This window comes from Streptomyces zaehneri (assembly GCF_032248645.1).
Taxonomy (GTDB): domain Bacteria; phylum Actinomycetota; class Actinomycetes; order Streptomycetales; family Streptomycetaceae; genus Streptomyces; species Streptomyces coriariae.
Genome location: NZ_JASTTJ010000034.1, coordinates 16,718 through 40,381, shown reverse-complemented (window position 1 = coordinate 40,381; position 23,664 = coordinate 16,718). Strand labels below are relative to the sequence as shown.

Below are 23,664 nucleotides of genomic sequence, written 5' to 3'. Positions count from 1 at the left end.
TTCGGAGCGGCTTCCGCTACTCCGGCCACTGCCCGTCCCTCGCCCGCCGCACCGTCCGCCACGTCATGTTGCGCACACGCTGAAGCGACCGCATCGACATCCCCAGCAGGTGACCCCGGCGTACAACCCGACCTTCGACCGGGTTGTACGGTGATCCCCGGTCAGCGGCGGCCGGTTGCCAGGACGACGAGGAACTGGCCGCCGCCCGCCTCGATGCCGGCTGTCACGGGCAGTCCCGGTACCAGCCGGGAGAACCGGTCCACCAGCCAATCCGCCGCTTCCTGGGCGTCCTGCCTGGTCGGACAACGGCCGACCAGCTCGCGGCCCCCCTTGCGCTCCAGTCTCGCGGCAACGGTGATCAGCGGCGCGGGTTCGACCACGTACAGGCGTTCCGGCCAGGCGATGACCACCTTGACCGCGCCCTTGCGGGAGTTGCACCCGCGGTGCGCGAGCCGCTCGGCGACCTTGGCCTTCCGGTCGGCGGTCCGGCTGTCAACGCTGGGCCCCTGCGGGTCGTTCACCGACTTGTCGGGGTCGACCGGTTCGTCGCACACCCAGCAGCGCCAGCCGTCGCGCTCAGCTACATCATCAAGGAGACTCACCCGAGCAAACTAGCCTGCCCAGCCGCCACCCCGCGCACCAGGGCCTCGGCAATGAGGTGAGCCGTGGTCCCTGTTGTTCCTGGACAGATGAGAATGATCAAGAATCCCCCGGCCGGCCGACTCCGTCGGCTTCTGGGTGAAGGTCGCCGTGGTGACCGTGCTCGGGAGTGGCAGCGCGCTGCTGTTGCGCCAGGGTGCACGCGGGCAGGCCAGGCCTCTGGTGGCGGCGCAGCAGCGCGTACCGCTCGTACTGCTCGGCCTCCGCGGTGACCTCCTCCCGCAGACCGTCGTCGACGGCTGTCGGCGGTACGTCCACCGGCCCCGTCACCAGCTGTTGGATCCATCCTGACCAGGTGTTCTGAACCTGGCGATCCGGCATCCGGACCGTTTGGAGGGCATGTAACTCGCTGTCCTGAGGACACGGCACTGTGTCAACATCCAGCGCATGACTGTTCGATACCCGTCCCCCCCTGCGTCCCGGTGACCGTGTTGGTGTCACCGCTCCGTCGAGCGGGGTCGCGAAGGAACTGCGTGAGCGCCTCGATGTCGCCGTTCGTGACGTTCAGGACCGCGGGTACGAGGTCGTCACCGGCCGGTGCATGGACGGCTCCGAGCACGTCAGTGCTTCTGCCGCTGACCGTGCGAGCGAGCTGATGTCGATGCTGACCGACCCCACCATCAAGGCCATCGTGCCGCCGTGGGGCGGAGAGACCGCGATTGACCTGCTGCCACTGCTCGACTGGGACAAGCTGCGGGAAGCAGAGCCCACCTGGTTTGTCGGATTCTCCGACATATCTACTCTGATCACGCCGATGACTCTGCTCACCGGGACGGCGACCGTCCATGGCAACAACCTCATGGACACGCCCTACCGAGTGCCCGAAGGACTGCGATCGTGGCTCGACATCGTCGCAGCGCCCCAGGGGCACCGCTTCACCCAGACCCCGCCAGGTCGCCACCGGACCACCGGCTTCGACGACTTCGCCGCCTGTCCCGACGTACGCGAGTACGTGCTCGACTCCGCGGGCGCCTGGACCCGGCTCGACGGCGGCGGTGACGTGAAGGCCGAGGGAACACTGATCGGCGGCTGCATAGAAACTCTGTGCAATCTCGCGGGGACGGCCTACCTCGACGTCTCGACGTTCGCTCGCAACGAGTCGCCGGATGGGCTCCTCGTGTATGTGGAAGCGGCCGGCGACGATGCCTTCACCATCTGCCGGAACCTGCATGGCATGAGGCTCGCTGGGTTCTTCGACCGGGCGAACGCGGTTCTCGTCGGCCGGACCAACGCACCGGACAACCGTTCCCTCAGCCAGCACGAGGCCGTCCTCGACGCACTCGGTTCTCTCAACGTGCCGATCATCGCGGACATCGAGTGCGGCCACGTCCCGCCCTACATGCCGATCGTCAACGGAGCGCACGGCCGTGTCGTTCACACGCCGAGCCGGAGCGAACTGACGCAGACCTTGGACTGACGTATCAGACCGATCGACCACCTCTGGCCGAGGTGGATCCGCTCGACAGTACTTCTCCCCACTTCCGGTGCGCTCTTTCGTCCAGCCGGTGTGTGGGGGGCTTTTGCGGGTCAGGTGCCGGGTCATCATGCTGATGAGTGCCCGGGTCAGATGGGCTTCGGAGTGCTGGGCCAGCCGTTCGTGGTCGCGTGCGTCGCTGCCCGGCGTGCCTTCGGCGTGGACGGGCACCGGCCCGTTCTTCTGGCCGTCCACGACGCCGTCGACGATGACAGCTTTTTCGAGCGGAGCTGTCATGGGGAGATGGCCCACCGCGCCCACCGAGCTGACGCTACGCGCTCACCATGATTTGATCCGGTGCTGATCGTGTCGTCCCACGTGATGTCCTGCGTCTCGCCGCCCCGGTTACGGAACGGGCGGGTGGCGAAGCTGACAGCGAGGCAACGCTCCATGGCCATAAGCCGTCTCGTCAACCGAGATGGCGCTGATCGGTGCCCATCAGGAACGGAGCGAATCGTGTTGATCGGCTTGCTGACGGCCGTTGCGGCATCCGTCTGTTACGGCACAGGCTCAGTCCTGCAAGCCATCGGGTCCCGCAGGTCCGCGCGGAGCGGTGCGGCCACCACTGCCAGCACCCAGTACGGGGGGCCCAGCCTCTCTTCCACCGCGAAGGCCGCGATGACCTGGGAATTCGTCGTCGGTACAGTCCTGGACCTCGTGGGCTTCGGCTTGGGTGCACTGGCTGCGCGGCTACTGCCCCTGTTCCTCTCGCAAACCGTGATCAGCGCCAACCTGATCATCACCGCGGTGCTGAGCGTCAGACTCCTCGGTATCCGGCTGACTCGCGCCGAGTGGACGTCCATCGGCGTGGTCTGCGTGGCGCTCGTCCTGCTCGCGACGGCGGCGGGGGAGGAGGGCAGTGGACACGGCATTCCGATCGCCACGCACTGGTGGCTCCTGGCGATCTCGCTGGCCCTGATGGCGGGCGGCACGCTCGCGGTACGCCTCCTTGGTCCCCGCGCCGCGATCCTTGCCGGACTGCTGTCCGGACTCGGTTTCGGCGCGCTCGGCGTGGGCGTCCGTGTCCTGAACGGCGTCACCCCCTTCGATCCGGCCGCCATGCTGACGGATCCCGCCCTGTACGCGATCGTGACGGCCGGCGTGGGCGGGATGTACCTGCACACCGTCGCCTTGCAGATCGGTTCGGTCAACGGGGCCACGGCGGCCCTGGTCGTCGGCGAGACCGTGTTGCCCGGCGTGATCGGCGTGCTTTGGCTCGGCGACGCCTCACGGGCTGGTCTCGCCTGGATGGCGATCCTCGGCTTCGTCCTGGCGGTGGCGGGCGCGGTCGCGGTGGCATGGTTCGGCGGGCCTGCGGCGCACAAGGAGGAGCAGTCGGAGCAGGCGGCAGAACTGACTGCCACGCGCTGAACCCGATTCGGTGCCAGAGTGCTGCGGCCTCGGAGAGGCTGAGCCGTGATCCGGAGGCGGTGAGTGCCTCGGCCGCTTCCTCCAGGCGCCGGCGGCGGATGTAGGCGCTGAACGACTCGTTCACACTCGCGAAGGCCCGCTGCAGGGTGCGTAAGGATACGTGCAGTTGCGCGGCTATCGCGGCCGGCGACAACTCGGCCTCGGTGAGCCGGGCATCGGCCAGGTCCTTGGCCGCTTGTGCCGGCGCCGGGGTTCTGCCGTCGGCAACTCGCCCCGCCCCTTGACCAGGTTCGGCCGCCGGACACCGGGCTGCCCGGATCCCGTGTCGTACGGTCCGATGTCGCGGCCGCCCACCGTCCGCAACGGATCCCACCGATACCGGCGGTGTGGCCTTCCGCCTGCCGCCGGTACGGCCGAGAGATCTGAACCAATGCCGGGTATCAGGCCGCGATGAGCTCCTGCTCGCGGTCCGGCGTCTTGACCTTGGGCTTCTTGTTCGGCAGCGAGAGCCGGAAGACCTTGTGCCACGCGGAGAAGACCTGCTTGGGCAGCGGCCCGGTGATGTACTCAAGCTCGTACTTCTCGAACAACGCGCGCACCTTCACCGCGACCTCGGCGTACCGGTTGCTCGGCAGGTCCGGGAACAGGTGGTGCTCGATCTGGTGCGACAGGTTGCCGGTCATGAAGTGCATGGCCTTGCTGCCGCTGATGTTCGCCGAGCCCATCATCTGGCGCAGGTACCACTGGCCGCGCGTCTCGCCCCTGATCGACCGGCGCTCGAAGACCTGCACGCCCTCGGGGAAGTGCCCGCACATGATCACCGAGTGGGTCCAGATGTTGCGGACCAGGTTCGCGGTGAACGTGGCGGCGAGCGTGTGGAGGAACGACGGGCCCGACAGCAGCGGGTGGATCACGTAGTCCTTGAGCACCTGCTTGCGGATCTTGCGGCCCACGGCCCTGGCCCGTGCGCGGAACTCCGGGTTCTTGCGGCGGCGCTTGTGCAGGTTCTTGCCGAGCTCCAGGTCGTACGCTGCGATGCCGTACTCGAAGAAGCAGGCGTTGAGGAAGTTCCACAGCGGCTGGCCGAGGTGGAACGGGTGCCACTTCTGGTCCTCGTCGACGCGCATGATGCCGTAGCCGAGGTCGTTGTCCTTGCCGATCACGTTGGTGTAGGTGTGGTGCAGCTCGTTGTGCGAGTGCTTCCACTGCTCGGACGGCGAGACGTGGTCCCACTCCCAGGTGGTGGAGTGGATCTTCGGGTCCCGCATCCAGTCCCACTGGCCGTGCAGGATGTTGTGGCCGATCTCCATGTTGTCCATGATCTTCGCCACGGACAGACCGGCGGTGCCGAGCAGCCACGCGGGCGGGAAGATCGAGAACAGCAGCACGCCCCTGCTGACCAGCTCGAGCTTGCGCTGCGCCGAGATGACCTTGCGGATGTAGGCGGCGTCCTTCTCGCCGCGGCCGGCGATCACCTCGTCGCGGATCGCGTCCAGCTCGCGGCCGAGCTCCTCGATCTGCTCCGCGGTCAGGTGGGCGGTGGGGTCGATGGCGGTCAAGGTGCTCCTACCGTTCGATGTCGCAGGGGCCCGCCGCGGCGGACACGCAGGTCTGGATGAGGACGCCCGGCTCGGCCTCGGTGATCTCGCCGGTGCGCAGGTCGCGGACGGCGCCCGCCTTGAGCGGCGTGACGCAGCCGAAGCAGATGCCCATGCGGCACCCGGAGGGCATGAGCACACCGGCCTCCTCGCCGATGTCCAGCAACGGCGTGGCGCCGTCGGCGCCGACGGTCTTGCCGGTGACGCTGAACGTGACCTCGCCGCCGTCGCCGGCGACCACGATGCTGGGGCGGAAGCGTTCGGTGTGCAGGCGCTCTTGTACGCCGTGCTCGGTCCAGTGCTCCTCGGCGGCGTCGAGCAGGCCCGCGGGCCCGCAGGCCCAGGTCTCGCGCTCGGCCCAGTCGGGCACGAGTTCGTCGAGACGGGCGATGTCGAGCATGCCGTCCGTGTCGGTGTGCACCTCGGTGAGCCGCAGTTTCTTGTCCGCGACCAGGGCGTGCAGTTCGGCGCGGAAGATCACGTCCTGCGGCCGCGGCGCGCAGTGGACCATGACGACGTCGTCGAACTCGTTGTCGCGCAGCATGCCCATCACGGGCGTGATGCCGCTGCCGGCCGTCAGGTAGAGCACCTTGGCGGGCTTGGCCTGCGGCAGCACGAAGTCACCGGTCGGCTGGTCGAGCTGGATAAGCGTGCCCGGTCGCGCCCTGCGGACCAGGTGGTTGCTGACCTTGCCCTCCGGGATCGCCTTCACGGTGATCGTGAGGCGGCCGTCCTGGCGGTTCGTCGGCGAGGTGATGGAGTAGGCACGCCACAGGCGCACCCCGTCGACGTCGACCCCGATCCGCACGTACTGACCGGCTCTGTGGCCGCGCCAGCCCCGGCCCGGCCTGATCACGACAGTCGCGGCGTCACCCGTCTCGGGGTGCACGGCCTCGATGCGCCCACGCAGGTCAGCACCCGCGCGCAGCGGGCTGACCAGGTCGAGGTAGTCCGACGGCAGCAGCGGCGTCGTGACCATCTCCAGCATTTTCCACGCCCTGCTGCGGAGGGCTGTACTCGTCATGACCCCAGCTTGCTGCGCCTCAAGGCGTAAAGTCCTGACCGCAGGACGTAAATCTGGTCGGCTGAATTGTTCGCAGGGAACAAAAACGTGAGCTATGCAACCCGGAGGGCCAGTGAACTGGCCCTGGACGAGACGACGGCCGCCGCACTTCGGGCCGCGCTGAAGACCACCGCCGACGAGGTCGTCCAGGCGATCATCGACGAGGTCCCTCCCTACGCCAACGCCCTTTCGGGCCACATGGGCGCCACCATCCGCCGAGCCGTCCGCACCGCCCTGGGGCACTACCTGGACCTCGCGAGCGGGAACGCCACAGGTGGCGACGCCGGTGACGCAGCCTACGAGCTGGGCCGCGGCGAGGTGCGCGACGGCCGTTCGATGGACGCCCTGCTCAGCGCGTACCGCGTCGGCGCCCGCGTGGCCTGGCGATGCCTCGCGGCGGGTGCCGTACCCGCAGGTCTGCCCGCCGCCGAGGTCGCCAAGTTCGCCGAGCTGACCTTCGCCTACATCGACGAGCTCTCCGCCGCGAGCGCCGCGGGTCACGCCGACGAACTGGCCGCCCGGGGCAGGGCCCACGAGCGCCACCTGGAACACCTGGCCCGCGACCTCCTCGCCGGAGCGAGCCCGGACGTGCTGCTGGCCTCTGTTCAACGGGCCGGATGGCAGCCTCCGGTTTCGCTGACCGCGGTCCTGCTGCCCGCCGCCCAGGCCCTGCCCGCCTCCCGCGCGCTCGACGACCCGAGCATCCTCGTCCTCGACGATCTGCCGGACGCCACCGGTGTGCTGCTCGTCCCCGATGCCGACCGATCACATCTCTTGCGGCAGCTGACCGACCGCACCGCCGTGGTCGGCCCGGCCCGGCCATGGACTCGTGCGTCCGCCTCGTACGCACGAGCCGTACGTGCGCGTTCCCTCTCCTCCGGTATTCGCGACACCGAGGACCACCTGCCCGAGCTGGTGCTGAGCGCCGACGTGGACGCCTTCGCGGACCTGCGTGCCCGAGCTCTCGCACCGTTGCGGACCTTGCCTGTCGCGACCGCACGGCGGCTTGAGGAGACGTTGCGGGCGTGGCTGCTGCACCAGGGCAGGCGGGACGAGGTGGCGGCCGCGTTGTTCGTCCACCCCCAGACAGTCCGGTACCGGATGTCGCAGCTGCGGGAGCTGTTTCCGGATCTCGCATCGCCGCACCGGGTCCTTGAACTGACGCTGGCTGTCGGTCTTCGGGTCAGCTGACGCGTACTGCGACCGTCCACGACCGCGTTCGCGAGCGGTCCGGGAACCGTGCCTGGTTCTCGGTGCCATCACCTGGCTCATGCGGCCCGGGGGCCGGGCCGCTCGCGCCGGGGACCACCGTGGTTCTGCGGCGGCCCCGTGCCTCCCTTCCGACGGGTCAACCGGACGACCGACCGGGGCGGCCCGGCGCACCGCGCGAGGGATGATGGGGATGGAATGACGGAACGTGAGGTCAGGAGCTTTCCATGGCGAGGCGGGTTCACCGGCCCCGTGAGGACGCGGAGTTCGATTTCATCCTCGGGATGAGCGGAGTGCCGGTCCTCGCATACTTCACCGGGACATGGCCCAAGGCAATCGAGCCCTGCCGGGTGATGGACCTCGTCGTGGGGGCCATCGCCGACGACTGCACGGGCCGCCTGACGGCCGTCCGCGCCGACATCACGCGTTGTCCGGCCGCAACCGAGCGATACGGGATTACGGGAGCCCCGTCCTACGTCCTGCTGAAGGAGGGAGAGGCGGTGGCGCACGGCACGGGGCCCATGACCATCGCCGAGGTACGGAAGTTCCTGGACGGCCACCTCTGAGCGGCCGCTGGGGCACGTGGCCGCGACGCCCGTCACGTCTCGTCCATGGGAGCTGCGCCGCCTGCGACACCTTGGGGCTGAGGCACCCCCATGCGCGACAACGAGGACTCAGACGGAGCGGAGAGCTGACAGCCGCGGGTGCTGCGGACCGGGCCCCAGCGCCTCCGCCGGCGCGACACCGAGGAAGGCCGCGCCGAGCCCGGGAGAACGGCACCCGCTTTGCGGCCAGGGGGTCAGCCGGTCAGGGCGGCGAGGGTGTCGTCCAGGTCGGTGGCCTTGGGCTGGTTGTGGGGGAGCTTGGCGAGGATCCTGGCCATGCCGCAGGTGTTGGTGAGGGCGGAGAAGACCAGGCCGCCGGCGACGCCCGCGGAGAGCCAGCGGGCCGCGTTCCAGCGTTGTCCGGCGATCAGTCCGGTCAGGACGAGGGATCCGGCGGCGAGGCGGACCTGGCGGTCCATGGCCCAGGGGGTGCGGGTGCCGGCCGGGCGGTGGGTGTCGTGGCCGAGCTGCGTCCAGGCCCTGGTGCCGCCGGTGAGGGTTGAGGCGGTGATGCCGTGGTCGGCCAGGCGTCGGCAGGCTTGGGCGGAGCGGGCGCCGGAGGCGCACACGATGAGGAGGTTGCCGCGGTCTGCGGCGGTCTTCAGGGTGGGCAGGGCGGTATCGAGGTGGTCGAGGGGGATGTTGTGGGCGCCGGGCAGGTGGCCGGAGGCGTATTCGCCGGGGGTGCGCACGTCGATGACGGTCAGTTCGTGCAGGCGGGCGTTGGCCTGATCGGCGGTGAGGGCGGTGGTGGGTGCCACGGGGATCTTCCTTTGCCTTGTTCCGGTTACCCCTTCGGTAGGATACCCGAGGGGGTATATCGAAGGAGTGTGGGTTGTGGAACTGGCGACTGGGCGCCGGTGACGCGGGCCGGCTCCAGACCGCCGGTGACGTGGTCGCTGTGCACATGGGTCTCGGCCACGAAAGCGACGCGCACCCCACGGCGGGCCGCTGCGGCAATGACCTGGTCGATGTCCCGCTGCGGGTCCATGACCACTGAGGCGCTCGGTCCGCCGGCCAGGTGACTGCGGTTGCCCAGGCCCTCGAACTCCAGGGTGTCGACGTAGAACACGCGCATGACTCCTTCCGGACGATGTACCCCGGGGGGTATCTTGCCCTCACCCTTACAGGTATACCCAGGGGGGTATAATGAGAGGCAAGGGAGTGCCCCCTCCAGGCTTTGCCTGACGCCCCTGCGGGTGCCCGGCGGGGTATGGAGGAATCAGTCGTTCCGCACCATTCGGGAGTGTCCGTGTCCTACGACCGCACCATCCGCCTCGGCGCCGACTTCGCCACCGCCGTCACCGCCGTACGCAAGGCCCTGGCCGATCAGGGCTTCGGCATCCTCACCGAGATTGACGTCAAGGCGACCCTCAAGGCCAAGCTCGGCCACGACATGGAGGACTACCTGATCCTCGGCGCCTGCAACCCGCCGCTCGCCCACCAGGCCCTCGAGGCCGACCGCAGCATCGGGCTGCTCCTGCCCTGCAACGTCGTGGTCCGCCGCGACGGCGACACCACGCTCGTCCAGGCCCTCGACCCGGGCACCATGGTCACCCTCACCGGACTGCCCGCCCTGGAGCCGGTCGCTACCGATGCCACGGCCCGGCTGGACGCCGCCCTGAGGTCCCTCACCTGACCCCCTCACGCCCGGCCGGCGACCCCGGGTGGACTCAGCAGGAGCAGGACGAGCCCACGCCTCTGACAAATGACCGGTTGCAGGAGCTCTCAGAACAGCCCGTGGCCGATCACGTTTCCGCAGGTCGCGACTCGCAGAACCTCTCACGTTGTGCGAAACGGTTCTGACGGCATTCCGGGTGCCCCATCGAGCCTTGTCCGACCATGAGCCAGCGGGGATCATGACCGGGTGCAGCACCGAGAGGAACTCCGCGACATGCTCGTACGCGCCGGGCTCACGGTCGTCGAGGACGTGCGCCCCGGCAGCCTGCTCCCGCCGGAGGCCGGCTGGCGGATCGCGCGGAGAATCGGCGCGCCGGACGGTGCGGCCCGGGAGGCGCTCGACGCCACGTGGTGGCGCCGCCTTTGCGATGTCGACGGCGAGTTCCTGGTGGTTGTCCTCGGGCATCGGATCGGAGGCAACGACTCCTGGTGGACCCGGGTCCGGTACGTCGGTGGCGGTGTGCCGGGCCTGACCGGCACCCCCGGATTCGTGGCGCTCTCCCTCGACGGGCAAGTGCTGCTCGCGGAGGTGCCCGGCGAGGGCGGCCCTCGGGTGACGGCCCTCGACCGACTGTCGGAGAGGCTGGAGGAGACTGCCGCGGCCGCCGGGCGCGAGACGGAGGTCGAGCGCGCCGAGGTGTGGGCTGCGGTACCCGGCCGGCCGGCATGGCCCCTGCACTGGGCGGAGGGGATCGGGTCCAATCCGGCCGCGCCGGACGAGCTGCTGATCCGGCTGCTGGATGTGGCGGAGGGGTTCCTGCACGACTGCGACCGGCCCGCCGTACTCGACGCCGCCGTGGCGCACCCCGATCCGCGGGTGCGCTCGAGGCCCGCCGACACCTTCCGGCCCAAGCTCACGTCCGATCAATGGGTACGCCTGGTCCGCGCCGAACCGTCGCCGAGCCGGCGCGTGCTCTGGGCCGAGCATGCCTGCGCCCGGGGCGTCGAACTCCCCGTGGACCTGTACGACGACCTCCTCGCCGGCCCGTCCCGCGCCCAGGCCGCCGAACTCCCGGAGCTGCCCGCACACCACTTCCCCAGCCTCGCGGCCGACGCCGATCCCCGGGTCCGGACTGCTGCCTGCGCCCGGTGGGAAGACCTCGCCGCGCCGCTGCGGGATCGGTTGCTGGCCGACACCGACGACGTGGTGCGCTCGGCGGCGCTGCTTGCCCACCACACCGGCATCCCCATGCCCCGCAAGGTCTTCGCCACGCTGGCAGCGCCTCGGCGCGCGCTCGAACAGTGCTGCCTCGAGCCCGAGTTGGAGGCGGAGTCGGTCCGGGACGGGGATGCCGAGGTGCGCAGGGCGCTGGCCGCCAACCCGGGCCTGAGCCCGCACGGCGTCGCCGTCCTGGCGAAGGACCCACTGGACGACGTTCGCTCCGCGGTGGCGCTGCGCCCCGATCTCACCGAGGAGCAGCGCGCCGTGGTGCGCCACGGCTTCGACCCGACGGGGATGTCGCGCACCCTGCCCTGGGTCGCGGACCTGCACGGTGACGCCGACTCGATGCGCCGACTGGCCGCGTCGTCGCATCCGCTCATACGCCGCAGTGTGGCTCGTGCCCGGCGTCTCCCACCGGACGTCGTGGAGCGTCTGGCGCGGGACGAGGACCGGGTGGTCCGCCTGTTTCTTGCCGAATCGTGCGACGACGCGCCGGCCGACCTGCTGTTGGAGGTCTGGCGCTGGTGGGACGGCAGCTTCAGTCACCCCGACCGCCCCCGCGGCCACCCCAACTTCCCCCGCGCGGGCCTGCTGCGCTACGCCGACGACTCCAGCGGGCGGATGCGCCGCTTGGCCCTGGACGATCCGGAGTCCACGTCCGCCGACGTCGCACACCTGGCCCGCGACCCCGAAGCCGAGGTGCGCCGCCGTGCGGCCGAGGACCCCCGGCTGTCACCGGCCGACGCGGTGCGGCTGCTGGACGACCCGGCGGACCACGTCCGCTGGACCGCAATGCGCAATCCGCGGCTGCCGGCCCGCGTCCTGGCCGGGCTGCTGCACGACCGCGACACGTCAAGCGTGGCGGTCACCAACCCGGCGATCCCGGTCCCCGTCCTGCACCGGATTCTGGCCGCGGCAGCGGCAGCCGTGTCAGCCCGGCGCTGAGCACCGGCACCCCGCACGGCGGCTGTGGCGGCCTGAGGCTGAACCCCGGCACGCATGACTGGTCACCCCAACGCCAATCCCGCCGGCACCGGTCGACCACAACATCGCACAGGCCCCGGGATGCCGGTTCGGCTGGTGGAGTGGCGTGCGGTCAGGTGGTCGGGCCGCCCGCGACCCACTCGCTCCAGGGCATGTTCCAGTCGCTGAGGCCGTTGTCCGGGGCCAACGTGGTCTTGTCCGTGGAGTTCTTGACGATCACGACGTCGCCGATCATCGAGTGGTCGAAGAACCACGCGGCCGGCCGGCTGTCGTCGCCGCCGCCCCTGACATCCTTCAGGCCTACGCAGCCGTGGCTGGTGTTGACCTTGCCGAAGACCGAGTCGGTACCCCAGTAGTTGCCGTGGATGAACGTGCCCGAGTCGGTCAGGCGCATGGCGTGCGGTACGGCCTTGATGTCGTACGAGGGCTTGCCGTCCTTCTCCGTGAGGCCGACGCTCGCGCCGTTCATGTGGATGTGCTTGAACTTCTCGGAGATCACCATCTGGCCGTTGTACGTCGGGTGCTCGAGGCTGCCTGACGAGATCGGGATGGTCTTGATCGTCTTGCCGTCCCGGACGACGCTCATCTGCTTCGTCTTCGCGTCCACGGTGCTGATCTGGCTTCGGCCGATCTTGAACGTGACCGTCTTCTGGAGGCCGTCGCGGTTGAGCGAGACGGTGACGGTGGAGCCGGACTTCCAGTACTTCTCGGGGCGGAAGTCCAGGCGGTGGTCGTTGAACCAGTGACCGACGACCCGCTGGCCGCTGCTGGAGCTGACCTGGATCTCCGACTCCACGGCGGCCTTGTCACCGACCGCCGTGTTGAAGTTGACCGACACCGGCATGCCGACGCCGACGGTCGAGCCGTCCATGGGGGAGAGGTGCCCGATGAAGTCGTTGGCCGGGGAGACCGTGGTGATCGTGGCGTTACCGGTGGCGGAGCGGCCCTTGGCGTCCTCGGCCTCTGCGGCGATCTGGTACTTGGTGGCACGCTCCAGCCGGCCGTTCGGCTTCCAGGCGGTGCCGTCCGCGGACAGGGTGCCCGGGATCTCGGCGCCGGTCGCGACGGAGGTCATGGTCACCTTGGTGAGCTTGCCATTACTGACGGCTACATCGACTGGACCGTCGATCCCGACGTCGTAGGCGCCTTGCCCGGGCGTGATCTCTATTCGGGCATCGGAGGCGTCCTGGGTGCCCGCCTTGTTCACCGGCGCCTGCGATGCCGGTCGGTTCCCGGCGTCGTTGCCGCCGGTGGCGGCGATACTCGTGCCGCCCAGAGCCGTGACTGCGAGTACACCGCCGAGTACTCCGGCCGTAGCCATCTGTCCGGTGCGTCGCCTGTAGAGCGTGATCAAGCGCTTCTCCCTGTCGCTGGTCTGTGTATCCCTGTGTTGATCGCCGAAGGAGCGCAACCCTCTGTGAACCTACTTATAGGCAGATCTATGCCCTGAAATGGGTGCATTGTGATGAAAGCCATTGAAGCGAACCCCGTCATCCGACGCAGTGCGGCAAACAGACCGGCGCCGCGCCCTCCGCGTCTCGGAATACCGCTCTCGACGAAGAGCGAGGTGGGCGCAAGCGGGGACCGTGCGGTGTTGGTGTCACCGCTGACCTGCGCGTCCGCCGGACGAGCGGCACCAGCGGGTCCCCCGTCGAACGTCGCCGCATCCCCTGTGGAGGTGCACACGGCACTGACCCCAGACTACGTACGCGACGGCTGCGGAGTCTTCGCCCCGGTCCGGCAGCGCACCGACGGCAGCGACGGGCCGGTCTTGATCTAGGTCGACCCCCGGCAGGCGAAGGACACCGACGCCACCATCGGCCAGGCCCGCGACCTGGGGAGGCCCGTCGACCGACCCAACCCGCTGGTCAAGATCCCGGCCCCCCCGTGAGGGACGGGCCGCGATCACCGCGATCACTGCACCTACCGGTTCGTGCCGTCCTGCGGCCACGCCCGGGCATCCCGAGCACCGGAACACCCGCGAAGCTCGCTCACATCATCATTCAGGGACACGGTCCTGTTGACCCATCGCGGTGACGAGGGTGGAGGAGACGTGGGCCAGGGCGGGGTCTGCAGCGATGAAGAACGTTTCGACTCCGGCCAGTTCGTGGTTCATGCGGGCCATCGGCACTTCGTGGTCCAGATCACCGGTGCCGCGGACTCCGCGGATGACGACGTCGATTCCGCCTCGGCGGCAGTAGTCGACCAGCAAGCCGCCGATGTGGGAGTCGACCGTGACGTTGCTCAAGCCAGTAGCTGCCGCGCGGAGCCGGTCCAGCCGTTCCCTGATGGGGAAGCGGCCGGTCTTGTTCGCATTGAACATCACGCACACGACGACCTCGTCGAACAGAAGGGCAGCGCGCCGGAGTACGTCCTGGTGCCCTTGAGTGACCGGGTCGAAGGATCCTGGGAAGAGGGCTCGCATGATCGGAAAGAGTAACAAGCGGCCGCCCTCGTAGCGGAGTGCCGGGGCAGCCGAGCCGCCAAGAAAGGGTTGCGGGGAAAGCCAGTGACATCCCTCACGTGTCCGGTCCCCATCAACGTGCCGCGATAGTACGTGGTGGGTGACCGACATAGGTGGATCTGGTATGTGGAAGCAGGCAAACGCGGCACCTCGGCCGAGGGCGTCGGCCCGGGTCACCGGCCTCGAGCCGCCGGACCGCCTCTGCCGCCCTGCTGACGGAGCGTGAGGCGCCGTCGGCGTCCGGCGCGGCGGCCCTGCACAAGCCCGGCCCGGATTCAAGGGGCACCCCCGTCTACTAGGCGAGGTAGTGGAAGCCCCCGTTGCCGTGCCCTCACGCGGCTTTTAACAATGACGGCCCCGCAAGGCGTCCCCGCAGGTCAAGCGCACTGTCTGTGCGAAACCGAGCCCGCCGGAGGCGCAAGGAGAGTCGACCGAACGAGGTCCGCATGAGGAACCACCGGAAGCACCGCAGGAAGACGCGTCGCCGGCCCATAGCCGTCGCCGTCCTGGCGATGAGCGCGGTGGCGGTGCCGTCGGCCGCCATGGCGTGCATGGGCGACGCAGGAGCCGAGGCCATCACCGCCACGTCCAGCGGTCCCTGGACGGACGGGAGCAAGGCGTCCTGGATCGGACACCGGACGGACGGGAGGAAGACGTCCTGGGACGGGCACCGGGGGCGGGACATCCGGACCGCGAGGCCCACGGTGACGGCTTCGCCCTCGGCCGCGCCGACGACCTCTCCCGGGACTGCGGCGCCCGCCCCGGAGAAGCCCAAGGCTCCCGTCTCGAAGACGACCACTCCGCCTGCCCCGACGAGGACCACCGCCGCACCGAAGCCGACCGCCACCACGGCCCCCGCCTCCGGCACGGCGACCCCCGCCGTCGCCCGCGTGGTCGCCCTGGTCAACAACGAGCGCGCCAAGGTCGGTTGCTCCCCGGTCACCCTGAACGCGAAGCTCTCGCAGGCCGCCCAGGCCCACAGCGCGGACATGGCGAGCCACAACACCATGTCACACACCGGTTCCGACGGGTCCGACCCGGGACAGCGGATCACGCGCGCGGGGTACCTCTGGAGCACCTACGGAGAGAACGTCGCGTACGGGTACTCCACGCCCGAGCAGGTCATGGCTGGCTGGATGGCCAGCGCCGGTCACAAGCGCAACATCCTGGACTGCGGCTTCAAGGAGATCGGTGTGGGGGTGGCGCAGCCCGGCAACTACTGGACGCAGGACTTCGGCACGGTCCGCTGACGCTCACGGGGCTCAAGCCCATCAAGGCCCGCCGACCATCACGCCGGCCGCGGCCGCTCCGCTCACTCCTGAGCGGCCGCGGCGGGCGTGGTTGCCGAAGCTCGATCGCCGATTACCCAGAGGTCATATTCGGTGCGGTACGGCCCGGTCCTGCCAGCGGTAGAGGTCGCGCAGCAGGGAAATCTCGCCGCCGTGATGGATCAGCTCCCTGTTGACGTGCAGGACCCTGTTCTCCATGGGAAACCGCTCGGGACCCACCGTGGGCGGATTCTCCAGGTCGGCGTCCGAGAGTTCGCGGACCCCCGCGTTCCATCTCCCATACATCTCATCGAGCTGTTTCAGCGCCTCGTCAGCGGTCCCCGCGTAGGCGAATGTCCCGGAGTCGACGTCCTGGCCGCCGAAGTACCATCCGACCCGATAGCCCAGGCACGAGACGACGATGTGCGCCAGCCGCCAGGCAATCGTGGTCACCGGCGCCGGCTCCGGGCCAGGGGACGCGAAGTCCATCGTCCATTCCCCCGAACCTTCCGACATCGGTGCGGCCGACGTGCCACGTGGGCGGATACTCCAGCAGCCGCGCACCGGCTCCCAGAAGTACTCCTCATCGGTCAGACGGTCCAGCCGCGGCCGTAGGTTCTTGTGCCAGTACCAGTCCAGCTGTTCCGCGAGCCGCTCGCTTCTTGTCATTTCCGCACATTACATACAGCGGAGAACTGGCTGAGATCCTCGCGGACGCCGTCGCCGTCCATGGGCCGCGCGAGCGTACCGCACCGGGAGATGACGCCGGGGGCCTGTGTGCCCTTCGGGCCGCACCGCCGCGAGCGGCTGGTTTGCATGAACAGCCCGGCTGGCTGCGTTGGGTTCAATGACGGTGTCGGCGTGGGAGTCCACACCGTCGAACACGCCCTGGCCGGCCGTGCTCGCCGCATCTGCTGCTGTCATGCTGCAGGTGCCTTCCTAGCTAGCCCGCGCGGCGGCACGGCGGGTGGGCCGGACGTCGTCCCGCTCGGCCCGGCCCTGCGGGCCTCCCCCGCTACCTTGGCCGACCGATACGTCGGACGGGTCTGGCCACGTGCAGCCGCACGTGGTGCCAGCCCGCCGCCTCCTTGCCCTGGGCGGCGACCGCGTCGCACGCAGCGCAGGCAGCGCTGTCACGCGATACGCCTTCTCTTCGTCCGAGGGCCGCGGACGAAGAGAGCTGAGCAGCTCGCTGCCGGGCCCGTCGGGCAGTTCGGTCTCGATCTCACGGATGTGCCGCTGCCAGGCCCGAGAGCCCGCTCCCGCTCACGGGCGGGCACCGACTTCAGCAACCCCTACGGCTGACCGAGACGACGATCTGGGTGCTGGCCCCGTTGTCCTGTCCCAGATATCTGTGGGCAGGGGGAGGCTCTGACCTGCGGTGCCTACGGTTGAGCGGGACAGGTTGGCGGTCGGTGTCCCGCTTAACCGTAGGCAGCGTGATGGTTCACCCGTGGAGCCAAGCCAGCAGGCGTCGTGGAGTCGGTCGCCATGTGTAGGCCGGCATGGATCGGGGAGCCGATCTGGCTTTCCTGACTTGTTGGGCGAGTCGGTATTCGTCCGCCTCGCGGATGAGTTCATGAGAGCGGATCTGGTGCAACTCGAAGTGCATGCCGCTCGCTCCTACTGCTGGAGCTCCATGACGTCGGCGACCACGCAGCTGACGTTGTCGGGGCCGCCGGAGCCGTTGGCGAGGGCGATGAGTTCGCGGACCGCCTGCTCGGGTTCACTGATCTCGGAGAGCACCCGGTGGATCTCTTCGGTCGGCACGACGGTCGACAGGCCGTCGGAGCAGAGCAGGTAGCGGTCTTCCCGCTGGGCGTCGTGCAGACGCATGTCGGGGGTGCCATCGGCTCCTTGGCCCAGGGCTCGTAGCAACAGGGACCGCTGGGGATGGGAGGCGGCTTCCTCCGGGGTGAGGCGTCCTTCGTCGACCATCGACTGCACCATGGTGTGATCGTGGGTGATCTGGAACAGCTCTCCGTCGCGCAGGAGGTAGATGCGGGAGTCGCCGATGTGGACGAGGGCCAACTGTGAGCCGGTCCAGAGCATCGCGGTGAGTGTGGTGCCGGCCTCTTCGGGCGATGAGGCGGGTCCGGCGACGCCGTTGACGGCCTGCTTGGCCTGTTCGATGGCGTCCTCGAGGAGGTTGAGGAGATCGCCTGCCGGGATGCTGTCGGTTTCGAGGCGCTTGAGCGCGTCGACGGCGGCGGCACTTGCGGGGGCTCCTCCGCTGCCGAAGCCGTCGGCGACTGCGAGCAGGCGGGACCCTGCGTATGCGGTGTCCTGGTTGCTCTCACGGACAAGGCCCGTGTCGGAAAGAGCGGCGTAACGGATTCCCAGGGGCTTAGCGGTCGGAGACATAGCGGGGTCCTTCCAGGACAGATGGCCGATGAGGAAGGAAGCGAGGTCTCGCCGCGCGGCGGTGTCGGCCTCGACCTGGGCCCAGAACGCGCGGACCTCCCGGGCTGCCGGGCCTGCCTCCAGCGTGCAGACGTGCTGGATGCGGGCCAGGGGCATCCCCAGGCGCCGGAGCCAGGCGACCAGCCGGGCTTGTTCCAGCTGTTCCGGGGCGTAGAGACGGTAGCCGGTCACCGGGTCGACGCGAGCGGGAGTTAGCAGACCGAGCTCGTCGTAGAGACGCAGCGCCTTCGGTGACAGCCGGGATGCCTTTGCGAACGTCCCGATAGTCAGCAACCCCATGCCCGCTCTCCTCCTCATGCCGAGCATGTTGCCCGGCCTCACCGATGCTGTGGCCTCCCCCAAGGTGAAGGTCAACCAGAGTCCTGCTCCGGCTCGGTCAGATGGTCTCCCACTCGCGGTGTCCTTGGTGGTGACCTCACCGGTCTTGATGCAGCGGGCGTGGTTGGCGGTCTCGCCGTCGGCGCCGTAGGGCAGGACGTCCAGGGGGGCTGGGGCCGTCGGCGGCGTACACGGCGCAGTCGGAGAGGACCACGATCGGATACTGTCCGGTGGCCGCTGCCAGGTGGAGCATCTTGCGGTGCGTGTTGATGCGGGCCCGGGAGATGGCGGTGGCGCAGATGTCCGGGCGCCAGGTCGGGCGGGCGAGAACGGGCCAGGCCTGCCCCGGCTTCCATGCCGAAGCGGTCCGCCGACTCGCCCCAGTCGATCTCGGCATGCCGGCCTTCACAGACAGCGCCAACCGCACCACTACCACGACGTCGACGGACCGGGCCCGCCCCTGAAATCGATGGTCGCCACAAATTGGAGGTGCCTACGCTCCAACCCATGCGATCTGTCTTCGTGTTTCCCACAGGCGAGCGAGCTCAGACCGTCGCCTCGCTCGACAGGCATCTGCCCGATCAGCGCAAGCCGTGGACTCTGGACGGCAACCTCTACATCGACACCGACGATGAGCAGACTGGCTACCTCTTCTCCGACTGGGATCCCGAGGACGTTGCGATCCTCGAAGCGGCCATCGGACATCACCCCACCTGGGCGGTGCAGATCGACATCTCCGGCCGGATCGGCGGCACCGTAGAGGTTCACCAGATGATTGCTCTGCTGCTTGAGTATGGAGGCGTGGCAACGGACGACTACACCCCCCACCCCTGGACCCTGCCGGAAATCCGGTCTGGAGCAGTGATCGACGGCCTGCGCTTCTTCGACTTTCGCGGCTACCACGAACTCAACCTCGAGCACGGGCGTTCCTGACTCGATCACCTCACCAGCGCAATTTCAAGGGCGATGTCATCGTCGCTGGTTGCGGGGCGGACCCGGCACAGGACGAGCGGCCCTGCCCGACCTGACTCAGGTCCGGGTCTGAGGCGCGACGGGAACGGCGGCACCGAACGCCACGCTCTGCAGCACCGTGATGCGCTCGATGACCAGCCCTATCAGCACGGCCGCAGCGATCATGAGTGCCTCCGCCACTACGAGGAAGGCCATGGACCCCGGGGCTACCCGGCCCGCCACCACGAGCACCAGCGCGTGCGCGACCCAGGCGACCCACCACAGATTCACCAGTGCCGTGTCTCGTTCCTCCTTCCACGACAGGGAACTCGCGCGCCCGATGTCGAGGACGAGCCGACGGGGGACAAAGAGATTGACCACCGGTATGAACCACGCACCGATCATCCAGCCCTGACTCGGGACTGAGGCTCGGGGGGTCAGTTCCTGCGCCTTGCGCCGCGAACAGGCAAGCCACACAAGGAACAGCACGATCGCGAGAGTCATCAGATTGAGGAAGACCGTGGACATGAAGCCCGACCTGTGCAGGGAATCGCCCGTGTGGTGCAGGTAGTGATCCCGGACCGCCACCGCGCGGAACACGTCCGCCACGGCAGCGGCAACTACCGCCGCCTGCGCAGAGCGGGCAAGGACCCGTTGAGTTTTGGGCGCGGTACTCGTCATCGTCTTTGGCCTGTCTCGGAGGCGGATGTGGCCGCAGCAGAGGCCGGGGCGAAGTGATCATAGGGTTGAATTGCCGTACACGCGTACGGCTTTTGGATCCTCGCCGCGATCTCACGCGGCAAGGGACAACAAGGCAGGAGTGCCGGCGGGCTGTCGGCGAGCCCAGTGACGGCGCGCTGACCAGGGCCGTCCAGATGCTGGAGGACGGCTTCCGTGGCACGCTTCGTCGCTTTCCCCGTCGTTGTGGCGCAGGCGGTGCCGTCGATATTGAGCAGGCTGCGGATCATGTGCTGGTCGGCGCGGACAGCTCCAGCGCCCGCTGCTGAACCTGGTGACTGTCGTGGAAGCATCCCGGCGCTGGAACCAGGCCCAGGAGTACTGCTTCCAGGCGGCGGCAGTACGTACTCAAAGGGCCTGGATGGCCGTGGTGGCAAGCCGGTAAGCCCGTCAATGCTGCGCCGGTGCCTTCCCTTGTCTCGGTGCCATCCGGACCGCAGCCGCGGAACGCGATCTCGGCGCGGAGATCGAAACGTTCGCAGCCCGTCAGCGCTGCCCCGCAGGCAGAGTCCGGGCATGCATCCCGTCATACGTTCCAGCGCACGTCTTTATCTGCGGGAACTCGTTATCACGGATGTGGATCCGCTGCTCGCCATATACGGCAGCCCCGGAGCCACCGAGCACCTCTCGTTCGAACCGCGAAACCGCGATCAAGTCGAACAGGTCGTGGCCTGGTCTGTCGCAGAGGCCACGGTGACGCCTCGTACGGAATACGCGCTCGCGGTCGTCGAGTCGGAGACGGCTGAGCTGATCGGGTCTGGCCGCTTGGCGCTTGATCCGCACCAGCATCGCGGAGCCACCATGGGCTTCGCGCTGCGCCCGGACGTGTGGGGGCGGGGCTACGGTGTGGAGATGGTGCGGTTGCTGGTGAGTGTTGGCTTCAACGACTTGAAATTGCACCGCATTTGGGGTGCCCGTTCCCCTCTCAACGAGGCTTCCGCCAAGACCATGAGCGCCGTCGGGATGGTTGAAGAGGGCACGATCCGCGAGCACGTGCTGAAGGCGGGGGAGTGGAGGGACTCCGTCGTGCACGCGATCCTCGACCGGGAGTTCTTCCGCTGTCTCTGAACCTGCAGGCTCACCGTCCTCCTCACAGCCGTGGCCCTGGTGGTCGGCCTGCCTGCCTCGCCTGCATCCACGCCCCCGCGTTCATTCCGAGGGCCGGGTGATCATGTACTTGACGGTGACCCAGGTGCGGATGTCGATGGCTTCGGCCAGCCGGTCGGCTCGTCCGGAGTCGGGTCCGGCATCGCCCGCCCGCATCTCTTCGCCGAGCCGCATGACCGCCAGGAGTTCCTCCCCGATGCGGCGCCGCTGCTCCGGCGTGCGCTCGGCGTCACCGATCTTGCACGTCAGATGGTGGATGGTGGCGATGGAGGGGGGGAAGATCACGGCGCAGGGCAAGCTCGATCTGTACGCCGACTCCGGAGGAAGCAGCGGTCAGCTTCATCTGCTCGTTGACCTGCTGGGCCCAGTCCTGCAGTTCGACCCAGGCGGTGCTGATGGCCGTGGGGATCCGGCCGAGGACGAAGTTCTCCAGGGCGTTCTCGTCCGCCGCGCTGTAGGCGTGCTGCGCCTGCGCCCGGCGTGCTGCCGCCATCCGTGCGGCTGCGTGCGGGGACATGCGCCGGCCGGCCAGGGACAGTTGGTGGGTGGGCATCCTCTCCGGTGCCGGACCGTGCCCGAGGCGCCGGTCCTCGTCCGGCGCGGCGGCCAGGTGATGGCGCAGGGCGTCGGCGCACGCATCGATGCCTGCGGGTGGCTGCGGTACGGCCAGCAGGCGGGCACGCAGTCCGTGACCGGCGGGCCCGGATCCGCTGCAAGAGGGTCATCGCCCTGGAGGTGCTGGGAGAGCTGTACCGAGGCGGCCTGACCGCAGTGCACGCCACCGGCTCGAAGTCGTTCACCTCGACCTTGCAGAAGGTCGCGGGCCGGGGCAGCGGCCGCGTCCAGAAGCTGTTTCGCTACTTCACCAACTTCAGCCAGGCGGAGAAGAACGGCCTGGACGTCCTGGTGTGCGACGAGGCCCACCGCATCCCTGAATCCTCCAACCACCGATTCACCCCCAAGGACAAGCGCAGCAGCCGCCGCCAGATCGAAGAACTTCTGGATGCCGCCCGCGTTCCGGTCTTCCTCCTGGACGAGCATCAGGTCGTCCGCCCCGGCGAGATGGGCACCGTCAACGAGATCGACGCCGCGGCGAAGGCCAAGAACCTCACAGTCCGCCACGTGGACCTGGACGGCCAGTTCCGCTGCGGCGGCAACCGCGCCTGCGAACAGTGGGCTGCGTCTGCTGGGCCTGGCTCCGGGTGGCCCCGTCCCCTCCGACGGCGATGACTTCTTCACCGTCACCGTCGCGCAGAGCCCGCAAGAACTTGAGGCAGCTCTGAAGGCGCGTCAGGAAGCAGGGCTCTTTGGCACGGATGACGGCCGGGTTCTGCCGGCCTGGAACGAACCGGTTCTCGACGACAACAAGCAGTTCGTCGGTCTGCCGACGACGTGAATTTGCCCCAGTGGCAGTGGAAGCGGCCGTGGAACGTACCGGGCGATCGTTCCATCGGCGGTTTCCCGTCGAAAAACTTCTGGGCCACCGACCCGGCCGGGTTCAACCAGGTGGGCTGCATCCACACCGCACAGGGCTTCGAGTACGACTACAGCGGCGTCATCTTCGGCCCCGACCTCGTCCGGCGTGACGGCGTGTGGATCGCCAACAAGAAGGCCAGCAAGGACACCGTCGTGGCCCGCGCTGGCGAGCACGAGTTCGCGCACCTGATCCACAACCCCTACAAAGTGCTCCTCCCGCGGCATGCAGGGCACCGCTCTGTTCTCCACCGACCAGGAGACACAAGCTCTGCTCAAAAGACTGGCCCCCAGCGCGTAGACAGCTGTGTCCGACAGCAGTCGAAGCCGGCGTACATCTGCCGCGGCTGCGCCCGAGCCGAGAGATCTCAGGTCGTCGCCGAGATAGCCGACTGGGGACTGTTCGGTGGCGAGGACGGAGATCGGCAGTCGCAGCGCGTAGGGCAGCAGGTGCATGAGCGGGCCCGACATGACCTGTGTGCTCCCGTCAGCCCTCGTTGTCTCCGCCGACGCGCCGATGTGATGATTGCGATCGTGTCCATCAACAGGGAAGACGGTACGGCGAACGCGCACAAACCAAGATCCCGCTTGTCCGATTACGTGGACATGGACGTACCTGCGCCGGCTGAACAGACCCCGGGGCCTGCTGCCGAGAATCCTGAAGCGGCCGCGCGCAGGCGGCGGTTCGCGGAGTTGCTGGAGGAGTTCCGGCAAACGGCGGTCCTGGTGCCGCTGGGTGAGGCGGACGGCCCGGACCGTGAGCGGGGGATGCTGACCGCCGACTGGAACGGGGTGCGGTTCATCCTGGCGTTCTCCGACGGGCAGGCGCTTGCCCGTTATGCCCAGGCACGGGGCGAGTTCGCCCGGGAGTGGATGTATCAGACGGTCCTCGGCGCGCGGCTGCTGGATGTGGCGGTCCAGGCCGCCGGCGTGCCCTGCGGAGTGGCGCTGGACTGCGCCGACGGGACGGACGGGATGGTGTTTCCACCGGTGCGGGGTGTCGTGCCAGACAAGGCGGCGGTGGACTTCGAGGCGGGGGGCGCGGCACGACCGGCGGTGGGGGCAAGGACCTGAAGGCGGCCGGGCTCGCCCTGATCGTCACGGGCCTGACCGAG

The 23,664-nt window shown here is 68.8% G+C and carries 23 protein-coding genes and 3 pseudogenes; 11 read left to right on the top strand and 15 right to left on the bottom strand.

Going from position 1 to position 23,664, the window contains the following annotated elements; genetic code table 11:
- Positions 1–161: 161 nt before the first annotated feature.
- Entirely contained in the window at positions 162–602 is a 441-nt protein-coding gene (locus tag QQM72_RS37360) for a hypothetical protein (protein WP_314225230.1), read from the bottom strand.
- 97 nt (positions 603–699) lie between these two features.
- The gene (locus QQM72_RS37355; protein ID WP_314225229.1) at positions 700–930 is read right to left on the bottom strand and encodes a hypothetical protein; all 231 of its coding nucleotides are present in this window, start codon (positions 928–930) and stop codon (positions 700–702) included.
- Between the two features lie 199 nt (positions 931–1,129).
- On the opposite strand from QQM72_RS37355, the gene QQM72_RS37350 reads away from it, so the two are divergent.
- Positions 1,130–2,077: a S66 family peptidase gene (locus QQM72_RS37350; RefSeq protein WP_314225269.1), complete on the top strand. Its 948-nt coding sequence runs from the start codon at positions 1,130–1,132 to the stop codon at positions 2,075–2,077.
- A 513-nt stretch (positions 2,078–2,590) separates the two neighbouring features.
- Positions 2,591–3,505: a hypothetical protein gene (locus tag QQM72_RS37340; RefSeq protein ID WP_314225228.1), complete on the top strand. Its 915-nt coding sequence runs from the start codon at positions 2,591–2,593 to the stop codon at positions 3,503–3,505.
- A gap of 28 nt (positions 3,506–3,533) precedes the next feature.
- Here QQM72_RS37340 and QQM72_RS37335 read toward each other — a convergent pair.
- The 3 genes and pseudogenes from QQM72_RS37335 to QQM72_RS37325 form a co-directional block, all read right to left on the bottom strand.
- Positions 3,534–3,878, bottom strand: a pseudogene (locus tag QQM72_RS37335) (helix-turn-helix domain-containing protein); the annotation flags it as partial.
- A gap of 67 nt (positions 3,879–3,945) precedes the next feature.
- Entirely contained in the window at positions 3,946–5,064 is a 1,119-nt protein-coding gene (locus QQM72_RS37330) for a fatty acid desaturase family protein (protein WP_314225227.1), read from the bottom strand.
- Between the two features lie 7 nt (positions 5,065–5,071).
- Positions 5,072–6,127 carry a ferredoxin reductase gene (locus QQM72_RS37325; RefSeq protein WP_314225226.1) on the bottom strand — a complete coding sequence of 352 codons (1,056 nt, stop codon included), beginning with the start codon at positions 6,125–6,127 and terminating at the stop codon, positions 5,072–5,074.
- Positions 6,128–6,214: 87 nt separating this feature from the next.
- Here QQM72_RS37325 and QQM72_RS37320 point away from each other — a divergent pair, with 87 nt between their 5' ends.
- Together QQM72_RS37320 and QQM72_RS37315 are read left to right on the top strand one after the other, a co-directional pair.
- Positions 6,215–7,357: a PucR family transcriptional regulator gene (locus QQM72_RS37320; RefSeq protein ID WP_314225225.1), complete on the top strand. Its 1,143-nt coding sequence runs from the start codon at positions 6,215–6,217 to the stop codon at positions 7,355–7,357.
- A 245-nt stretch (positions 7,358–7,602) separates the two neighbouring features.
- The gene (locus QQM72_RS37315) at positions 7,603–7,941 is read left to right on the top strand and encodes a thioredoxin family protein (RefSeq protein WP_314225224.1); all 339 of its coding nucleotides are present in this window, start codon (positions 7,603–7,605) and stop codon (positions 7,939–7,941) included.
- 233 nt (positions 7,942–8,174) lie between these two features.
- Here QQM72_RS37315 and QQM72_RS37310 read toward each other — a convergent pair whose 3' ends face one another.
- Both QQM72_RS37310 and QQM72_RS37305 read right to left on the bottom strand, forming a co-directional pair.
- The gene (locus QQM72_RS37310; protein ID WP_314225223.1) at positions 8,175–8,741 is read right to left on the bottom strand and encodes a rhodanese-like domain-containing protein; all 567 of its coding nucleotides are present in this window, start codon (positions 8,739–8,741) and stop codon (positions 8,175–8,177) included.
- A 77-nt stretch (positions 8,742–8,818) separates the two neighbouring features.
- Positions 8,819–9,052, bottom strand: a pseudogene (locus QQM72_RS37305) (MBL fold metallo-hydrolase); the annotation flags it as partial.
- Between the two features lie 180 nt (positions 9,053–9,232).
- Between QQM72_RS37305 and QQM72_RS37300 the strand changes: the two are divergent.
- Both QQM72_RS37300 and QQM72_RS37295 read left to right on the top strand, forming a co-directional pair.
- Positions 9,233–9,619, top strand: coding sequence for a DUF302 domain-containing protein (locus QQM72_RS37300; RefSeq protein ID WP_314225268.1), 387 nt, complete (start codon positions 9,233–9,235; stop codon positions 9,617–9,619).
- A gap of 228 nt (positions 9,620–9,847) precedes the next feature.
- Positions 9,848–11,767, top strand: coding sequence for a hypothetical protein (locus tag QQM72_RS37295; protein ID WP_314225222.1), 1,920 nt, complete (start codon positions 9,848–9,850; stop codon positions 11,765–11,767).
- 151 nt (positions 11,768–11,918) lie between these two features.
- Here QQM72_RS37295 and QQM72_RS37290 read toward each other — a convergent pair whose 3' ends face one another.
- Positions 11,919–13,127 carry a L,D-transpeptidase gene (locus QQM72_RS37290; protein WP_314225267.1) on the bottom strand — a complete coding sequence of 403 codons (1,209 nt, stop codon included), beginning with the start codon at positions 13,125–13,127 and terminating at the stop codon, positions 11,919–11,921.
- 678 nt (positions 13,128–13,805) lie between these two features.
- Positions 13,806–14,231, bottom strand: coding sequence for a pantetheine-phosphate adenylyltransferase (gene coaD / locus QQM72_RS37280; RefSeq protein WP_314225221.1), 426 nt, complete (start codon positions 14,229–14,231; stop codon positions 13,806–13,808).
- A 485-nt stretch (positions 14,232–14,716) separates the two neighbouring features.
- Here coaD and QQM72_RS37275 point away from each other — a divergent pair, with 485 nt between their 5' ends.
- Positions 14,717–15,520, top strand: coding sequence for a CAP domain-containing protein (locus QQM72_RS37275; RefSeq protein WP_314225220.1), 804 nt, complete (start codon positions 14,717–14,719; stop codon positions 15,518–15,520).
- A gap of 123 nt (positions 15,521–15,643) precedes the next feature.
- Here QQM72_RS37275 and QQM72_RS37270 read toward each other — a convergent pair whose 3' ends face one another.
- The 3 genes and pseudogenes from QQM72_RS37270 to QQM72_RS37260 all read right to left on the bottom strand — a co-directional run.
- Positions 15,644–16,207, bottom strand: a complete 564-nt coding sequence (locus tag QQM72_RS37270) for a DinB family protein (RefSeq protein ID WP_314225219.1) — start codon at positions 16,205–16,207, stop codon at positions 15,644–15,646.
- 954 nt (positions 16,208–17,161) lie between these two features.
- The gene (locus QQM72_RS37265) at positions 17,162–18,241 is read right to left on the bottom strand and encodes a protein phosphatase 2C domain-containing protein (protein ID WP_314225266.1); all 1,080 of its coding nucleotides are present in this window, start codon (positions 18,239–18,241) and stop codon (positions 17,162–17,164) included.
- A gap of 186 nt (positions 18,242–18,427) precedes the next feature.
- Positions 18,428–18,635 (bottom strand): annotated as a pseudogene (locus tag QQM72_RS37260) (hypothetical protein); the annotation flags it as partial.
- Between the two features lie 152 nt (positions 18,636–18,787).
- On the opposite strand from QQM72_RS37260, the gene QQM72_RS37255 reads away from it, so the two are divergent.
- The gene (locus QQM72_RS37255) at positions 18,788–19,213 is read left to right on the top strand and encodes a hypothetical protein (protein WP_314225218.1); all 426 of its coding nucleotides are present in this window, start codon (positions 18,788–18,790) and stop codon (positions 19,211–19,213) included.
- Positions 19,214–19,309: 96 nt separating this feature from the next.
- Here QQM72_RS37255 and QQM72_RS37250 read toward each other — a convergent pair whose 3' ends face one another.
- The gene (locus QQM72_RS37250; protein WP_314225217.1) at positions 19,310–19,912 is read right to left on the bottom strand and encodes a DUF4328 domain-containing protein; all 603 of its coding nucleotides are present in this window, start codon (positions 19,910–19,912) and stop codon (positions 19,310–19,312) included.
- A 573-nt stretch (positions 19,913–20,485) separates the two neighbouring features.
- On the opposite strand from QQM72_RS37250, the gene QQM72_RS37245 reads away from it, so the two are divergent.
- Entirely contained in the window at positions 20,486–21,037 is a 552-nt protein-coding gene (locus tag QQM72_RS37245; protein WP_314225216.1) for a GNAT family N-acetyltransferase, read from the top strand.
- An 81-nt stretch (positions 21,038–21,118) separates the two neighbouring features.
- On the opposite strand, the gene QQM72_RS37240 is transcribed toward QQM72_RS37245, so the two are convergent.
- Both QQM72_RS37240 and QQM72_RS37235 read right to left on the bottom strand, forming a co-directional pair.
- Positions 21,119–21,361, bottom strand: a complete 243-nt coding sequence (locus tag QQM72_RS37240) for a hypothetical protein (RefSeq protein WP_314225215.1) — start codon at positions 21,359–21,361, stop codon at positions 21,119–21,121.
- A complete protein-coding gene (locus QQM72_RS37235; protein ID WP_314225271.1) occupies positions 21,306–21,629 on the bottom strand; it encodes a hypothetical protein in 324 nt (107 codons plus the stop codon). The genes QQM72_RS37240 and QQM72_RS37235 overlap by 56 nt, the downstream gene beginning before the upstream one ends.
- Positions 21,630–21,811: 182 nt before the next feature.
- On the opposite strand from QQM72_RS37235, the gene QQM72_RS37230 reads away from it, so the two are divergent.
- On the top strand, positions 21,812–22,306 hold the full coding sequence (locus QQM72_RS37230; RefSeq protein ID WP_399080038.1) for a DNA/RNA helicase domain-containing protein: 495 nt from the start codon (positions 21,812–21,814) through the stop codon (positions 22,304–22,306).
- 162 nt (positions 22,307–22,468) lie between these two features.
- Positions 22,469–23,623, top strand: a complete 1,155-nt coding sequence (locus QQM72_RS41015) for a DNA/RNA helicase domain-containing protein (protein ID WP_449657443.1) — start codon at positions 22,469–22,471, stop codon at positions 23,621–23,623.
- Positions 23,624–23,664: the final 41 nt, after the last annotated feature.

Coding starts and splice junctions, on each gene's coding strand:
- QQM72_RS37250 (WP_314225217.1), bottom strand. CDS start 19,912: ATGACGAGTACCGCGCCCAAAACTCAACGGGTCCTTGCCCGCTCTGCG.
- QQM72_RS37255 (WP_314225218.1), top strand. CDS start 18,788: ATGCGATCTGTCTTCGTGTTTCCCACAGGCGAGCGAGCTCAGACCGTC.
- QQM72_RS37270 (WP_314225219.1), bottom strand. CDS start 16,207: ATGACAAGAAGCGAGCGGCTCGCGGAACAGCTGGACTGGTACTGGCAC.
- QQM72_RS37245 (WP_314225216.1), top strand. CDS start 20,486: ATGCATCCCGTCATACGTTCCAGCGCACGTCTTTATCTGCGGGAACTC.
- QQM72_RS37325 (WP_314225226.1), bottom strand. CDS start 6,127: ATGACGAGTACAGCCCTCCGCAGCAGGGCGTGGAAAATGCTGGAGATG.
- QQM72_RS37315 (WP_314225224.1), top strand. CDS start 7,603: ATGGCGAGGCGGGTTCACCGGCCCCGTGAGGACGCGGAGTTCGATTTC.
- coaD (WP_314225221.1), bottom strand. CDS start 14,231: ATGCGAGCCCTCTTCCCAGGATCCTTCGACCCGGTCACTCAAGGGCAC.
- QQM72_RS37265 (WP_314225266.1), bottom strand. CDS start 18,241: ATGGGGTTGCTGACTATCGGGACGTTCGCAAAGGCATCCCGGCTGTCA.
- QQM72_RS37275 (WP_314225220.1), top strand. CDS start 14,717: ATGAGGAACCACCGGAAGCACCGCAGGAAGACGCGTCGCCGGCCCATA.
- QQM72_RS37290 (WP_314225267.1), bottom strand. CDS start 13,127: ATGGCTACGGCCGGAGTACTCGGCGGTGTACTCGCAGTCACGGCTCTG.
- QQM72_RS37235 (WP_314225271.1), bottom strand. CDS start 21,629: ATGCCCACCCACCAACTGTCCCTGGCCGGCCGGCGCATGTCCCCGCAC.